The organism is Plantactinospora sp. WMMB334 (genome assembly GCF_049179095.1).
In the GTDB taxonomy this organism is placed as follows: Bacteria; Actinomycetota; Actinomycetes; order Mycobacteriales; family Micromonosporaceae; genus Plantactinospora.
This window is the reverse complement of sequence record NZ_JBMHME010000002.1, coordinates 917297-932003: the sequence shown is the minus strand read 5'-3', so window position 1 is coordinate 932003 and position 14707 is coordinate 917297. Positions and strand designations below refer to the sequence as shown.

The 14707-nt window shown below is 73.4% G+C and carries 13 protein-coding genes; 5 read left to right on the top strand and 8 right to left on the bottom strand.

The genetic code is table 11. The features are described 5' to 3' along the window. Positions 1-152 precede the first annotated feature (152 nt). The 7 genes from ACN27G_RS04005 to ftsY all read right to left on the bottom strand — a co-directional run bounded on the left by ACN27G_RS04005 (position 153) and on the right by ftsY (position 8939). Entirely contained in the window at positions 153-830 is a 678-nt protein-coding gene (locus ACN27G_RS04005; protein WP_421491424.1) for a response regulator, read from the bottom strand. Next, positions 827-2221, bottom strand: a complete 1395-nt coding sequence (locus tag ACN27G_RS04000) for a sensor histidine kinase (RefSeq protein WP_421491423.1) — start codon at positions 2219-2221, stop codon at positions 827-829. The genes ACN27G_RS04005 and ACN27G_RS04000 overlap by 4 nt, the downstream gene beginning before the upstream one ends. Before the next feature lie 221 nt (positions 2222-2442). Then, positions 2443-4854 carry a [protein-PII] uridylyltransferase gene (locus ACN27G_RS03995; RefSeq protein ID WP_421497223.1) on the bottom strand — a complete coding sequence of 804 codons (2412 nt, stop codon included), beginning with the start codon at positions 4852-4854 and terminating at the stop codon, positions 2443-2445. 33 nt (positions 4855-4887) lie between these two features. Next, positions 4888-5226: a P-II family nitrogen regulator gene (locus ACN27G_RS03990; RefSeq protein WP_196205300.1), complete on the bottom strand. Its 339-nt coding sequence runs from the start codon at positions 5224-5226 to the stop codon at positions 4888-4890. Between the two features lie 24 nt (positions 5227-5250). After that, positions 5251-6609 carry an ammonium transporter gene (locus ACN27G_RS03985; protein ID WP_421491422.1) on the bottom strand — a complete coding sequence of 453 codons (1359 nt, stop codon included), beginning with the start codon at positions 6607-6609 and terminating at the stop codon, positions 5251-5253. 251 nt (positions 6610-6860) lie between these two features. Next, entirely contained in the window at positions 6861-7694 is an 834-nt protein-coding gene (locus tag ACN27G_RS03980; RefSeq protein WP_421497222.1) for an aminoglycoside phosphotransferase family protein, read from the bottom strand. A gap of 45 nt (positions 7695-7739) precedes the next feature. Beyond that, positions 7740-8939 (bottom strand): signal recognition particle-docking protein FtsY, encoded by a 1200-nt coding sequence (gene ftsY / locus ACN27G_RS03975; protein ID WP_421491421.1) that lies wholly within the window; start codon positions 8937-8939, stop codon positions 7740-7742. Positions 8940-9126: 187 nt separating this feature from the next. On the opposite strand from ftsY, the gene ACN27G_RS03970 reads away from it, so the two are divergent. Both ACN27G_RS03970 and ACN27G_RS03965 read left to right on the top strand, forming a co-directional pair. After that, positions 9127-10929 (top strand): alkaline phosphatase D family protein, encoded by a 1803-nt coding sequence (locus ACN27G_RS03970; protein ID WP_421491420.1) that lies wholly within the window; start codon positions 9127-9129, stop codon positions 10927-10929. A gap of 370 nt (positions 10930-11299) precedes the next feature. After that, positions 11300-11818, top strand: a complete 519-nt coding sequence (locus ACN27G_RS03965) for a DinB family protein (RefSeq protein ID WP_421491419.1) — start codon at positions 11300-11302, stop codon at positions 11816-11818. 37 nt (positions 11819-11855) lie between these two features. On the opposite strand, the gene ACN27G_RS03960 is transcribed toward ACN27G_RS03965, so the two are convergent. Next, the gene (locus ACN27G_RS03960; protein WP_421491418.1) at positions 11856-12302 is read right to left on the bottom strand and encodes a protease inhibitor I42 family protein; all 447 of its coding nucleotides are present in this window, start codon (positions 12300-12302) and stop codon (positions 11856-11858) included. A gap of 130 nt (positions 12303-12432) precedes the next feature. On the opposite strand from ACN27G_RS03960, the gene ACN27G_RS03955 reads away from it, so the two are divergent. From ACN27G_RS03955 to ACN27G_RS03945, 3 genes are read left to right on the top strand one after another with little or no spacing between them, the layout of a single operon-like run. Continuing rightward, entirely contained in the window at positions 12433-12741 is a 309-nt protein-coding gene (locus ACN27G_RS03955) for a WXG100 family type VII secretion target (protein WP_421491417.1), read from the top strand. Further along, positions 12738-14297, top strand: a complete 1560-nt coding sequence (locus tag ACN27G_RS03950) for a hypothetical protein (protein WP_421491416.1) — start codon at positions 12738-12740, stop codon at positions 14295-14297. Before ACN27G_RS03955 ends, ACN27G_RS03950 begins: the two co-directional genes overlap by 4 nt. Before the next feature lie 7 nt (positions 14298-14304). Then, positions 14305-14697 (top strand): hypothetical protein, encoded by a 393-nt coding sequence (locus ACN27G_RS03945; RefSeq protein WP_421491415.1) that lies wholly within the window; start codon positions 14305-14307, stop codon positions 14695-14697. Positions 14698-14707: the final 10 nt, after the last annotated feature.

The window sequence follows — 14707 nt, the reverse complement described above, 5'->3', positions numbered from 1 at the left end:
CGAGCGTGGCGTGCCGGGCACAACGGTTCCCAGCCACCGCAAGGGTAGCCGCCCGCCTCTCCCGCCGCTTCCACCCGCCGCTCCCCGAACGGGGAACTCCGTCGTGGTAGCACTTCACCGATCATCCCCGACAAGGCGTGGGAGGACCCGGGTCAGGGGTCGACGAGGCCGGACTGGTACGCGTACACGACCAGTTGGGCGCGGTCCCGGGCGCCCAACTTGACCATGGCGCGGCTGACGTGCGTACGTGCCGTGGCCGGACTGACCAGCAGCCGGCGGGCGATCTCGTCGTTGCTCAGCCCCTCGCCGACCAACCCGAGCACCTGCCGTTCCCGTTCGGTGAGAGTCTCCAGCCGGGGGTGCGGGCGGAGCACCCGGGACGGCCGGGTGGCGAACTCCCGGACCACCCGCCGGGTGACCGACGGGGAGAGCAGCGCCTCGCCGGCGGCGACCAGCCGGATCGCCCGGAGCAGCTCGACCGGCCTGGTGTCCTTGGTCAGGAAGCCGCTGGCGCCGTGCCGGAGCGCCTCGAAGACGTACGAGTCGAGTTCGAAGGTGGTAAGCACCACCACCCGGGTACCGGAGAGCTCCGGATCCGCGACGATCCTCCGGGTCGCCTCGATGCCGTCGATCCCCGGCATCCGGACGTCCATCAACACCACGTCGGGGCGCTCGCTGCGGGCCAGCGCCAGCGTGCGCAGCCCGTCGGCCGCCTCACCGACCACCCGCAGGTCCGGCTCGCTCTCCAGCAGCGCACGCAGCCCCAACCGGACCAGGTCCTGGTCGTCCGCGATCAGCACGCCGATCGTCGGAGCGCTCTCCCCGCTCATCGGACCCCCGTCGGTAGCCGGGCGAAGACCCGGAACCCGCCGCCGGCCCGAGAGCCGACCTCCAGCACACCGCCGAGGGCGGCGACCCGCTCCCGCATCCCGGTCAGCCCGTGACCGGCTCCGGGGCCGGCCACCCCGGACCCGCCCCGGCCGGACCCGCCCCGGCCGGTGTCGAGCACCTCGACCGTCACCCCCGCCGGCAGGTAACCGATCCGCACGCTGGCGCTCGCCGCCCCCGCGTGCCGCAGGACGTTTGTCAGCGACTCCTGCACCACCCGGTACGCGGCCAGGTCCACCGCCACCGGCAGCGCCCGCCGCTCCCCGACGACCTCCAGGGTGACCGGCAGGCCGCTGCCGCGCAGCCGGGCCGTCAACGCCGGCACCTGGTCCAGCCCCGGCGCCGGTGCACGCTCGACAGCGGCGTCGCGGCGGACGACCGAGAGGGTGACCCGCAGTTCGTCCAGCGCCTCCCGGCTGGTCCGGCTGATCGCGGTCAGCGCCGTCTCCGCCTGCTCCGGACGCTTGGCCAGCAGGTGCAGGGCGATCTCCGCCTGCATGTTGATCGCGGCGAGCCCGTGCCCGACCACGTCGTGCACCTCCTGGGCGATCCGCAACCGCTCCTCGTCGGCCAGCCGGCGAGCCTGCTCGATCCGGTTCCGGGCGGCGGACTCGCGGCTGACCCGGACGGTGACCCCGAGAGCGAACGGCACGACGGCCCAGGCCGAGGCGGGAAGTACTCCGATCAGCCCCTGTGGCGCGGTCCGGACGGCGAACACCGTGTGAGCCGTCAGCGCCAGCAGGGAGGCGGCGCCGCCGAACGCCGCCCGCCGCACCGGAAGGTGCGCCGCCACCGTGTACAGCGCGACGAAGTAGCTCAGTAACATCGGCCCGTACGGATAGCCGAGCAGCAGATAGCTGGAGACTGCCACCGTGGCGACCGCGAGCGTGGCCAGCGGCCAGCGGTGGCGTACCGCCAGGGTGAGCGTGGCGGACGCGATCAGGACGTAGCACCAGCCGTCCGCCGGCACCGCGCCGGGCATGTTCCGGCTGATCACCGTCGTCACCGGCACGGTCAGCGCGAACAGCCCGACCGCCAGCGCCGCGTCGGCCAGCCGGACCCGGCCACCCCGCCCCGCACCCACCCTGCCGCGCACACCCACCCTGCCGCGCACACCCACCCTGCCGCGCGCACCCACCCTGCCGCGCGCACCCACCCTGCCGCGCGCGTCCGCTGCGCCGCGCGCACCCGCTGCGCCGCGCGCACCCGCTGAGCCACGCGCGTCCGCTGCGCCGGTTGCCGCCACCGCACCCGCCACGCCGTGCGGGCCGTCGTCCGCCGCGTCGGGCTCCGGCACCGGATCGTTCTGCGCCATCGGTTCAGAGGATGTCACGCCGACGCTCCACCACGGCGGCCGGCAACGCGGGCGAATCCGTCATGCCACCGACGATCCCGCCCCGGCGGTCCGACGGCGTCGGCCGTCGGGCGGCTGTGCGCGTACGCCCGCCGACGTACGTCCCGACGGTGGTTAGGCGGGGGCCCTTCTTCTACAGAAAACGATAAGCGGGGGCCCTTCCTTGCGCTTCCTTGCGCTTCCTTGCGCTTCCTTGCGCGCTAGCCGGCGGCGGCCAGGACGGCGGCCTCGACGCGGGCCCGCTCGGCGTCGTCGGGCCAGCCGCCGACCAGGTAGAAGGCGTCGACCACGTCGCCGCCGAGGGTGGAGATCCGGGCCGCCCTGACCTGGGCACCCGCCTCGTCCAGGGCGCTGGTGACCCGGTAGAGGAGCCCGCCGGAGTCGGCGGCGCGCAGTTCCAGCACCACGGCGTCGGTCGCGGCGGCACGGTGCCAGACCACCCGGGGTGGCGAGCCGCCGCCCCGGGTGGTCAGGGCGCGGCCCCGCAGGCGCTGGGTGACGGAGATGTCGCCGCCGACCGCCTTGCGGAGGTCGGCGGCGAGGGCGACCGGGTCCGGCGGGGTGCCGTACCGGGGCTGGACCAGGAACTCGACCAGGGCGGTCTGCTCGACCATGCTGGCGTCGGCGGCGAGGACTTCGAGCCGGTGCAGGGCCAGGCATCCGGCGACCGCGGCGAGCAGGCCGCGCCGGTCCGCCGCGGCCACCGCCACCCGGTCCCCCTCCAGGTGTACGGCGGGCAGCGGCCCCGCCACCAGCGCCGGATCCGGGGTCGGCGGCTCGGGAAGCTCGCCGGTGTCGAGCCGGGTGTGCACCCGGCGCGCCAGTTCGGCGATCAGGCGGGCTTTCCAGTCCGACCAGGCAGCCGGCCCGGTCGCCTTCGCGTCCGCCCTGGCGAGGGCGTGCAACAGGCTCAGTGTGGTGGTGTCCTGCACCGCCTCGGCGACGCGTGCGATGGTGACCGGGTCGGCCAGGTCGCGCCGGGTCGCCACCTCGGGCAGCAGCAGGTGCAGCCGGACCAGCCTCTCGATCAGGTCGACCTCGGGCGGCGGCAGCCCGACCCGGGCCGCGATCCGGGCCGCGATCGGCGCGCCGACCAGGCTGTGGTCGCCGCCGAGTCCCTTGCCGACGTCGTGCAGGAAGGCGGCGAGCAGCAGCAGGTCGGGCCGGTCGACCTCGCGGGCGTACCCGGTCGCCTCGGCGGCGGCCTGCACCAGGTGCCGGTCCAGGGTGTAGCGGTGCACCGGGTTGTGCTGCGGCAGACTGCGCATCCGGGGCCACTCCGGCAGCCAGCCGTCGACCAGGCCGTACCGGTCGCAGGTCTCCCAGGTGGCGACGAGGCCGGGCCCGGCGCCGAGCAGGGTGATCAACGCGGCGCGGGCCCCGGGGGGCCAGGGCGTCGGCAGCGGTGGGCAGTAGGCGGCGAGCCATTCGCAGGTGGCTCTGGCGATCGGCAGCCGGGCGCTGGCCGCGGCGGCGGCGACCCGCAGCGACAGGCTCGGGTCGGGGCGGGCCCCGATGGCGGTACGGGCGAGCACCAGCTCGCCGTCCTGCTCCACCACGTCCCGGGCGATGGGGCGGCGCAGCGGCCGGCCGTCGGCACCCCGGCGCCGGCCGGAGCGGAGCCGGTCGGCGGCCCGCCAGGCGTCGTCCAGGGCGTGGCTGATCGTCCTTGCGTCGCCGGCCACCTTGCGCAGCAGCGCGTCCCCGGCGTCGGTGACGTTCCCGTCCGGCCAGCCGGTCCCCACGCCGCCGATATCCGATCCGGCGTTGTCGAACCCACCGGTGTCCGGGCGGCCGGTCGGGAGCTGGCGCGGCGCTCCGGTGCCGCCGGGGCGGGGTTGGCGCAGGCCGAGCAGGTTGGCGACGGCGGCCCGCTCCTGGGCGAGCAGCCGGTCGACCCGCCGCCCCACCGAGGTGTGCAGGGCGTCCCGGGTGTCGAGCAGCCGCAGGTGCGCGGCCCGGACGGCCGGGCGGAGCGTGTCGCTGATGCCGGCGAAGGCGATGGCCCGGAGCAGCGCCACGTCCCGCAGCCCGCCGGCCGCCTCCTTCAGGTCGCCCTCCAGCAGGAAGGCCAGCTCGCCGTGGGCCCGCCAGCGGTTGACGGTGATCTCGCGCAGTGCGGGGAGCACCCGCACGGCGGTCCGCCGCCACTGGTCCGCGGCGGCGGTGACGAGCCGGGCGGAGAGGTCCCGGTCGCCCGCGACGTGCCGGGCGTCGAGCAGGCCGAGCGCGACCTTGACGTCGTCGTGCGCGACCGAGAGCGCCTCGGGGATGGTCCGCACCGAGTGGTCCAGGCCGAGCCGGGCGTCCCAGATCGGGTACCAGAGCGCGGTGGCCAGCTCGTCCATGCCGGGCACACCGGCGTGCAGCAGCACGAGGTCGAGGTCGCCACAGGGTGCGCACTGCCGGCGGCCCAGCCCGCCGACCGCGATCAGGGCGACACCCTCGACCGAGGTCAGGTCGGCACCGCCTCGCGCGGCTGCGGTGTCCCGCAACCCTGCCGCGAGCAGCCCGGCCAACCAGGCGTCGAGCGCCGCCGCACGCTGCTCGCGCGCGGCGGCGCCGATGCCGGGGATGACCAGGGGCCTCGGGTCGACCTCTCCGACGGTCAACGGCGAGGGTCCCCTGGTCATCGTCATGATCTCCTAGAGCGCGTCGAGGCCGCGCTCGCCGGTCCGGACCCGGATGACGTCCTCGACGCCGGTCACCCAGACCTTCCCGTCACCGATCTTGCCGGTACGGGCGGCGGTGACCACCGCGTCGACCACCTTGTCGACGTCGATCTCGTCGGTCAGCACCTCGACCCGGATCTTCGGCAGGAACTCGACGGTGTACTCGGCTCCCCGGTACACCTCCGTGTGCCCCTTCTGCCGTCCGTACCCCTGGACCTCGCTGACGGTCAGGCCGGCCACGCCGAGGGCGTGCAGGGCCTCCTTGACCGCGTCCAGCTGGTACGGCTTGATGACCGCAGTCACCAGCTTCATGTCCAACCCCTCCATCGGAGAAACTTAACCGGCGACCTTTTCGCTGACCGGAGCGGCGGGCTCCCCCGCCGCAGTGCTGCTGTTCGGGGAGCCGATCCCGGCCATGGCGAACGCGCCGCCACCGCCGGTCGCCGTGGAGAGGTCGTATCCGCTCTCCGCGTGCTCCGCGATGTCGATCCCCTCGACCTCGGCCTCGGCGGAGGTGCGGAAGCCGATGGTCTTCTCGATGAGGAAGCCGAGCCCGAGGGCGATCACGAAGGAGATCGCCGTGACGATCAACGCGCTGAGCGCCTGGATCCCGAGCTGGGTGAGTCCACCACCGTAGAAGAGCCCCTCGTTCTCCACCAGCGAACTCACCGTGCTGGTGCCGAAGAGGCCGATCCAGAGACAGCCGATCCAGCCGCCGACGAAGTGCACGCCGACCACGTCGAGCGAGTCGTCGTAGCCGAGCGCGTACTTCAGGCTGACCGCCAGGGCGCAGACCGCGCCGGCCACCAGGCCGAGCACGACCGCCGCCCAGGGCGCGATGAAGGCACAGGCCGGGGTGACCGCCACCAGGCCGGCGATGGCACCCGAGGAGGCACCGACCAGGGTCGGCTTGCCGTTGCGCAGCCACTCCACGATGATCCAGCCGAGCACGGCCGCGGCGGTGCAGACCTGGGTGTTCATGAACGCGATCGCCGTGGTCGCGTCGGCGGTCAGCTCCGAGCCGGCGTTGAAGCCGAACCAGCCGAACCAGAGCAGGCCGGCACCGAGCGCCACCATCGGCACGTTGTGCGGCTTCATGCTCTCCTTGGGCCAGCCGACCCGCCTGCCGAGCACGATCGCCAGGGCGAGCGCCGCCGCACCGGCGTTGATGTGCACCGCGGTGCCGCCGGCGAAGTCCAGTGCGCCGAGACCCGCGCCGATGAAGCCACCGCCCCAGACCATGTGCGCGACCGGGAAGTAGACAAGCGTGGCCCAGCCGAAGGCGAAGATCAGCCAGCCGGAGAACTTGGCCCGGTCGGAGATGGCGCCGCTGATGAGCGCGACGGTGATGATCGCGAACATCATCTGGAAGGCCATGAACACGTAGAGCGGGATGCCGGTCTCGCCCCACAGGTCGGTCTCGGCCATGAACGTCTTGGTGCCGACGTACTGGCCGAGGTCACCCCAGATGCCGTTCTGGTCGTCGCCGAAGGCGACGGTGAAGCCGTAAAAAAGCCAGAGGATGGAGACGAGCCCGATGGCGGAGAAGCTCATCATCATCATGTTCAGGACGCCCTTGGACCGGTTCAAGCCGCCGTAGAACAGCGCCAGACCCGGTGTCATGAGCAGCACGATCGCGCTGGAAATCAGCAACCAGGCGGTATTGCCGGTATCGATCGTCGGTGCTTCAGGCACGCTGGCCTCCTAAAGTTGGTTACCCTCCTTCCCGGCCCACCGAGGCAGCATCGCCCGTACGCCGGTTGCGCGGAAGCTTCGTGGCTGGAGGTTTCACCCGTGGTGCCCAGTTGGTTTCTGCCCTGTCACGGGTTGTTTCCAACGTGTGAAGAAGTCCGCACAATCGATGGAACGGACAGGGGCATACCAGCCGAATAGCCCGGAGTAGGTGTACGGAAAGCGACGCGAGGTTACCGGAGCGCGTACCCGGATCAGCGAAGCGCGTACTCCAGGGTGTGCCGTTCGTAGTCCAGCAGCCGCAGATCGCGCATCGGGCGCCGGAGGTGACCCTTGTGCACGATCCGGACGAAGGCCGGGTCACCGGCCGCCGCCATCCGGCGGATCCCCTCGACGTGGTCCACGATCCGCTTCCGGATGGTCCGGACCAGCCGGTGCCGGTCCCTCGGGATCAGCCCGTACGCGTCGGCGAAGAGCCGCAGCCGGCGCGGCCGGTTGGGGCGCTGCCAGCCGAGGGTGTAGGAGTCCCGGTCCGAGAAGAGCGGCACCCAGGTCCAGGCCGCGTACGCGACGTCGTAGATCCGGGCACCGGGCGAGGCGAGGTCGAAGTCGATGAGCGCCAGGGTGCCGTCCGGCCGCCAGATCACGTTGTGCGGGGCGGCGTCGTGGTGGCAGACCACCTCGGTGTCCGGCGGCGGCGGCCCGAACGACCGCCACACCGCGTTCGGCGGCGGCTGGAAGCCGTACTGCGCGTCGTGGAACATCCGCAGCATGGTGGCGACGGTGACCAGCGCCTCGTCGGTGACCCAGTGCGGGGCGAGCGGATACTCCCCGCACTCCCCCTCCAGATACGACAGCACCTCGCGGTTGCGCGAGTCCATCCCGAGGGCCCGGGGCGAGCCGGTGAAGCCGACGTATTCCAGGTGTCGCAGCAGGGCGTGCACCGACGGCGTCCACGGGCCGGCGTTGCGGCGTACCGTGTCGCCCACCCGCACGACGGTGCTGACGTTCCCGCCGTGCAGCGGGATCTCCTGCGATGTCACGTACGTCTCTCCTACCGGAGCGGCGCTGGGAAACAGCGTCACCAGGCCCGCGCCCGGGAATGGGCGCGGTATCCGAACAGTCCCCCGAGATTACGCGTCGGCGCCAAGCGGCTCGGTGCCGAGGAGCGCGTCGACGAACTGTGCCGGATCGAAGGGCGCCAGATCGTCCGGACCCTCGCCGAGCCCGACCAGCTTGACCGGGATGCCGAGCTTGCGCTGCACCGCGATCACGATGCCGCCCTTGGCGGTGCCGTCGAGCTTGGTCAGCACCACGCCGGTGACGTCCACCACCTCGGTGAAGACCCGGGCCTGCTCCAGGCCGTTCTGCCCGGTGGTGGCGTCGAGGACCAGCAGCGTCTCGTCCACCGGCCCGTGCCGGGAGACCACCCGCTTGATCTTGCCCAGCTCGTCCATCAGGCCGACCTTGTTCTGCAGGCGACCGGCGGTGTCGACAAGCACCGTGTCGACCGATGCCTCGATGCCGCGCTGCACCGCGTCGAAGGCGACGCTGGCCGGGTCGGCACCCTCGGGGCCCCGGACCACCTCGGCGCCGACCCGGCCGGCCCAGGTGGTGAGCTGCTCGGCGGCGGCGGCCCGGAAGGTGTCGGCGGCGCCGAGCAGCACCGTACGACCGTCCGCGATCAGCACCCGGGCCACCTTGCCGCAGGTGGTCGTCTTGCCGGCGCCGTTCACGCCGACGACCAGCAGCACCGCCGGGGTCCCGCCGGAGCGGGTCGCCCGCAGCGAACGGTCGAGCGTCGGGTCGAGCACGTCCACCAGCTCGGCCGCGAGCAGTGCGCGCAACTCGGTGGCGCTGCGCGTGCCGAGCACGGCGGTACGCTCCCGCAGCCGGTCGACGATCTCCTGGGTCGCCTCGACCCCCACGTCGGCGCCGATCAGGCTGTCCTCGATCTCCTCCCAGACCTCCTCGTCCAGGTGGTCCCGGCTCAGCAGGCTGAGCAGCCCCTTGCCGAAGACGTTCTGCGAGCGGGAGAGCCGGGCCCGCAGCCGGACCAACCGCCCGGCGGTCGGCTCCGGCCGCTCCACCACCACCGGGGTCTCGACGTCGGTGGGTGCCGGCGGCGCCTCGACCGGCGGGGCCACCAGCTCCGTCGGCGGTGCGCCCGGCGGGCTGGGCGGCACCGGCGGCACCGGCGGCGCGGGCGGGATCGGCGGGAGCGGCGGGGCCGCCCGGCCACCCCGGCGGGTCACCACCAGACCGATCGTCAGGCCCACCGCGAGGAGCACCAGCACGCCGGCCACGATCAGCATGACGACGAGGTTGTCCATACGGGCGATCCTGTCAGACACCGAACGGCTCGGCGCAGCCGCCGCACCTCTGCCCGGGTGTTACCCCGGACGAGTAGGCTCGCCGCCGAGACTCCGGTAATGCCGTGGCCCGCCGGGACGGGCGGGTGTCGCGGCCGACCGGACAGCAGGATCGAGGTCGTCACCCTTCCCCGCTCGGAGGTCCCGCATGTCCACCGCCCGGCTACTGATCGGCCCGGTGCTGCGCCGGGTGGTCGGCTCCAGGGCCACCGTCTGGGTGGAGACCAGCGGGCCGGCCCTGGTCCGGGTCGAGACGACGGAGGGCGCGGCCGGCGAGGCGGCCACGTTCAGCGCCTTCGACCACCACTACGCACTGGTCGTGGTGGAAGGGCTTGAGCCGGGCCGGGCCGTCCCGTACCAGGTCCTCCTCGACGGTGAGCAGGTCTGGCCGGAGCCCGGGACGACGTTTCCGCCGAGCGTGATCCGGACCCGCGCGGCCGGCGATCCGGGGGCGCGCCTGGTCTTCGGCTCCTGCCGGGAGACCACCCAGCACGCCACCGCCCGGAAGCTGCCGCCGGACGCGCTCGACGCGTACTCCCGGCGGTTGATGGCGTCGACCGGTGCCGGCGGGGCGGGCGGCGCCGGCGCCACCGCGGACGCCGCTGGCGAGTGGCCCGACCTCCTCGTGCTCCTCGGTGACCAGGTCTACGCCGACCAGACCTCGCCGACGGTACGCAAGCTGCTGCGCCGCCGCCGTGACCGGAGCGCGGGTGCCCCGGCCGACCAGGTGGTCAGCTTCGACGAGTACACGAAGCTCTACCTGGAGTCGTGGCGCGACCCGGAGATCCGCTGGCTGCTCTCCACCGTGCCGAGCGTGATGATCTTCGACGACCACGAGATCATCGACGACTGGAACACCTCGACGCCGTGGCGGAGCGCCACCCACGCCGAGCCGTGGTGGGCGGAGCGGATCTCCAGCGGCCTCGCGTCGTACTGGGTCTACCAGCACCTGGGCAACCTCGAGCCGGACGAGCTCGCCGCCGACCCGGTGTACGCCAAGGTCGTCGCCGCCGAGGACGCCACCTCGGTGCTGCGCGAGTTCGGCGAGCGCGTCGACGCCGAGGCGACCGGCTACGATGCCGCGCTGGGCCGGGGCGGGTCGCCGGCCGAGGCCGCCGTACCCGGCCGCTACCAGTGGAGCTACTCGCTGGACGTCGGCCGGACCCGGCTGGTGGTGCTGGACAACCGGTGCAGCCGGGTACTGGACCGCCGGCACCGGGCGATGCTGCCGCCGACCGAGTGGGCGTGGTTCGTCGACCAGGTGCACGGCGACTACGACCACCTGGTGGTCGGCTCCTCGCTGCCCTGGCTGCTGCCGCCCGGCATCCACCACCTGGAGTCCTGGAACGAGCGGCTCGCCGACTCGGAGCGGCCCCGGGTCGCGGCCTTCGCCGAGCGGCTGCGCCGGGCGCTGGACCTGGAGCACTGGGCCGCCTTCCGCCGGTCCTTCGACGCGCTGGCCCAGGTCTTCGTCCGACTCGGCACCGGACCGCAGGAGCAACCCGGCGGCGGGGGGCCGGAGCAACCCGGCGGCGGGCGGCCGGGTGCGCGGGTCGGAGCCGGACCGGCGTACCCGCCACCGGCGTCGATCAGCGTGCTCTCCGGCGACGTGCACCACTCGTACGTCGCCCGGGCCCGCTTCCCCGGCGGGTCGGTCACCACCCCGGTGCACCAGTTGACCTGCTCGCCGATCCACAACCAGATACCCGGGCCGATGCGACCGCTGCTCCGGCTCGGCTGGTGGCGCGGCCCCACCGTCGCGGCCCGGGCACTGGCGCGCACGGCCGGGATCCGCCGCCCGCCGGTGCGCTGGCGCAAGCTCGACGGCCCCTACTTCGGCAACGCGGTCAGCACGCTCCGCCACGAGGACCGCGCCGCCGAGGTGACCATCGAGGGGACCGCGCCGGACGGCAGCCTGCGCACGGTCGCCCGGCGCGCGCTCACCGGCTGATCCCCCACGGCCCCGCAGACGGAGAGGATCGGCGATCGGCGGACCGGCGGCCAGCCCAGGACCAGGGACCCGCATCAGAAGTCGAACGAGTCAGAAGTCGAACTGGCCGTCTCTTGGCACCGGTCAGGAAGGCGTCCCACTCCGCTCTGGTGTAGACGATCACCGCACCCTCCGGCTGCCTCACGTGCACAAGCGACAGGACCCGAAAGGATCCTGGTAATCCGTGGTTCGACGCGAACCACGGATTACCAAGATCTTGACGGGCGACGTCCGTTGCCGGCAGCGGCGCCGGTTGCTGGCCGCAGACAGGCGGTCAGGGAGGTCATCGACGGCGGGGAGGGCCCCGGGGGGATCGTGCGATCATGTGCCGATGGACTGGACCGCACCAGAGGTCGAGCGGCAGCGCGCACCCCTCGTCGCCGACGAGCGCGCCATGCTCGACGGCTGGCTCGACTTCCACCGGCAGACCCTGCTCGGCAAGTGCGCCGGCCTCACCTCCGAGCAGCTTCGCACCGCCAGTGTCGCGCCCTCCGGGCTGACCCTGCTCGGCCTGGTCCGGCATGCCGCGGACAACGAGCGGCACTGGTTCCGCAAGTGGTTCGCCCGGCTCGACCTGCCGCCGCTCTATTTCACGGAGGCGCAACCGGACCGCGACCTCGAAGCGCTCGACGACGCCGATCCGTCGGCCGACCTCGACACCCTGCGGACCGAGATCGGCCTCGTTCGCCAAGCCGTCGACGGCCGGTCGTTGGAGGAGATTTTCGTCGGCCCGCGTGGCCGGGACATGACGTTGCGCTGGGTCTATCTGCACATGATCGAGGAGTACGCCCGGCACAACGGCCACGCCGACCTAATCCGCGAACGTATCGACGGTACGACCGGCGAATAGCCACGCGCAGGTCCGGACGGTGCTGGTCCGGACGGCTTCAGGAGATCGTCACCGTCCAGACGGTGGCCGTCGACCGGCTCCGGGTGCGCTCGTTCCGGCAGCCCTGGAAGCAGTTCGACAGGGTGATCGTCACCTGGCCGGCCCGTTCCGCGTCGAACCTGAAATAACGGAAGCCGCCGCCACCGCCGAGGGCCGGCCCGAGCAACCGGTCACCGAGACTGTCCGAGACCAGCTCGTCGCCGACCTGCTCCACCAGGCCGGCGGGCTCCGTCGACGCGGACCACCGGTCGCCGACCGACGGACCGCGGTCCGGCACCCGCAGCGAGAACCGGTCGCCGACGTCCACACTGATCGACCCGGTCTCCTGGTCGGCGATCGCGCCGTATCGGATCTGCCGGCGGATCACCAGCCCCACCACCGCCGCCACGACGACCAGCAGGGCGAGGGCGGCGCAGATCAGCACGACGCGTCTGGGATGGGCCACGGCCGATCACGATACCGCTGCTCGGCTCACCGCACCGCCGTCCGGCACGGGGCCACGCGGCAGGCGTCCGGCACGGGGCCACGCGGCAGGCGTCCGGGCGATATGGTGCGGGGCGACGAGGGGACGGGCGATGGTGCGGGTGGACACCGCCGCGTTGCGGGCGGCGGCGAAACAACTCCGGGACGAGGCCGCCGACGCGGTCGGCGAGGCGGGCAGGGCGACCCGGTCGACCGAGGACCGCACGCTTGTCGGTTTCGCCTTCGACCGCTACGGCAGTCACGACGGCTACAAGGCCGTCTCGCAGGCCTGGCGCGGCGAGCTGAGCGGCATCGCCGAGGCACTGCGCCAGCTCGCCGACGCACTCGACACGGCGGCCGACAACTACGACCGGTCCGACGAGAACGCCAGCGCCCGGTTCGGTCCCGGAGGCCCCCGATGAGCGACGACGACACCCCGTTGCCCCGGCTCAGGGAGCTGAAGCGCGACATCGACGACCAGAACGGCTTCTGGAACGCCGGCGCGCTGCACTACTCCACCCGGGAGGCCCTGGGCGTCTCCGGGCCGGGCGGCGAACCGTCGACACTGGAGTCGCTCGCCGCCGACCACGACCGGGCCGAGAAGCGCCTCGACACCGCGCTGATGGCGGTGAGCGAGATCCGGCAGCGGCGGCTCCCGGCGGTCTGGGCGGGCGAGACCCGGGTCGCGGCGACGGACGCGCTCGCCGCCGCCGAACGGGCCCTGGAGCGCGGTGTCGGCGTCATGGGCAAGGTCGCGCACGGGCTGCGCTCGCTGGCCGGCACCCTGGAGACCGCGAAGCAGCGGGACACCGCCGCCCTCACCCCGCTACGCGAGGCGTACGACCTGACCGAAGAGGTCACCGCCGGGCCCTTCACCGACCCACTGCACTACGACGGCGACACGATGTACCGGGCCCACCAGCTCGCGAAGGGCGCGATGGCCGAACGGGTCGCCGCGCACGCCGCCGTGCAGGAGTCGTCCCGGGAGACCAGCAGCACCTTCTTCGACCTCGCCTCGCAGGCCCGGTTGCCGCGGCTGGGCGACTCGCCGCTCCCCGCCCTGGACGAGCTGCTGCTGACCGACGCGGGCAGCACCGGCACCGGCATGGACTCGGCGATCCTGTCGGCCTCGATGGCCGACCGGGCGGCCGACCGGCTCGCCGCGCTGAGCGAGGCCGACCAGGCCAGGCTGGCGGCGCTGCTGGCCGGGGCGGGCAGCCCGGAGCACCGGGCATACCTGATGCGCGCCCTCGCCGCCGGCTACGACCTCGACAGGATCGCCGAGTTCGACCGGCTGATCGGCCCGTACGGCGACGACCCGGCCTGGCTGCGCGATCACCTCAGCCCGCTGGACGCCGGTGGCCCGATGCCGACCGGGCTGCGGCAGGACACGGTCTTCGACGGCACGGAGTGGACGCAGGGGCAGTACCCGACCTGCGTGGCGTCCTCCACGGTCACCGCCCGGGCCCACGTCGACCCCCTCTACGCCCTCCAGCTCACCACCGGCGGCCACCCGGGCGACCCGGCGTACGACAACGGTGCCGCGTTCGCCGAACGCCTCCGCGACGAGCAGGTACGCGTCTACGACGGCGGCCGTTCCTGGTACCAGGACCTGCCGGTGCTCGGCAGCGACGGGATGAGCAACGACCAGTCCGAGACGATCGCCGACGAGGAGATCGGCGCCCGGACCGGCGTCGACTACGAGAACCGGGGCGTCGACAACGCCGAGGAGCGCCGCGCGGTGCTGCCGGAGATCGAACGCGCGGTCGACGAGGGGCACGCCGTCCCCTTCTCCAGCCACGACGACAACGGCGGGCACCAGATGCTGGTCATCGGCCACGACGGCGACCGGTTGCAGGTCTACAACCCGTGGGGCTACACGGTCTGGGTCGACGAGGACGACTTCGTCGACGGCCGGCTCGACTCGATCGGCAACGGCGTACCGCACGAGCTGACAAGCGTCCGGCTGCCCGGGTGAGGACGAGATGAGCTATCCGAGGATCGGCGAGGACGAGCTGCGGGCCCTGGACGTGCCGGCGGCGCTGGCGGCCGGGCTGCGCGACGGGGGCCGGCCGCCCGGCGAGGTGGCGGTGGCGGCGGCGCTCGCGGCCGACCGGCTCGGCACCCGGCCGCGGTCGCTGACGTTCCTGGCCGAGGTCGTCCGCCGGGGCGGCACCGGTTACGCGGTCACGCTGCCGGAACCGCTCCCCACACCGGAGCAGGCGGCGCTCGCCGCGAGCTGGTTGGCGGCGGCGTACGCGGTGCCGGAGCAGGGCCCGGAGCACGACGAGACGCTGGCCCGCTGGTTGGAGAACGTCGCCCTCGTCGTGGCGGCCCGCCGCCGGGCCGCCACCGGCACCGGCACGGCCGACACCTGACGCGGCTCGT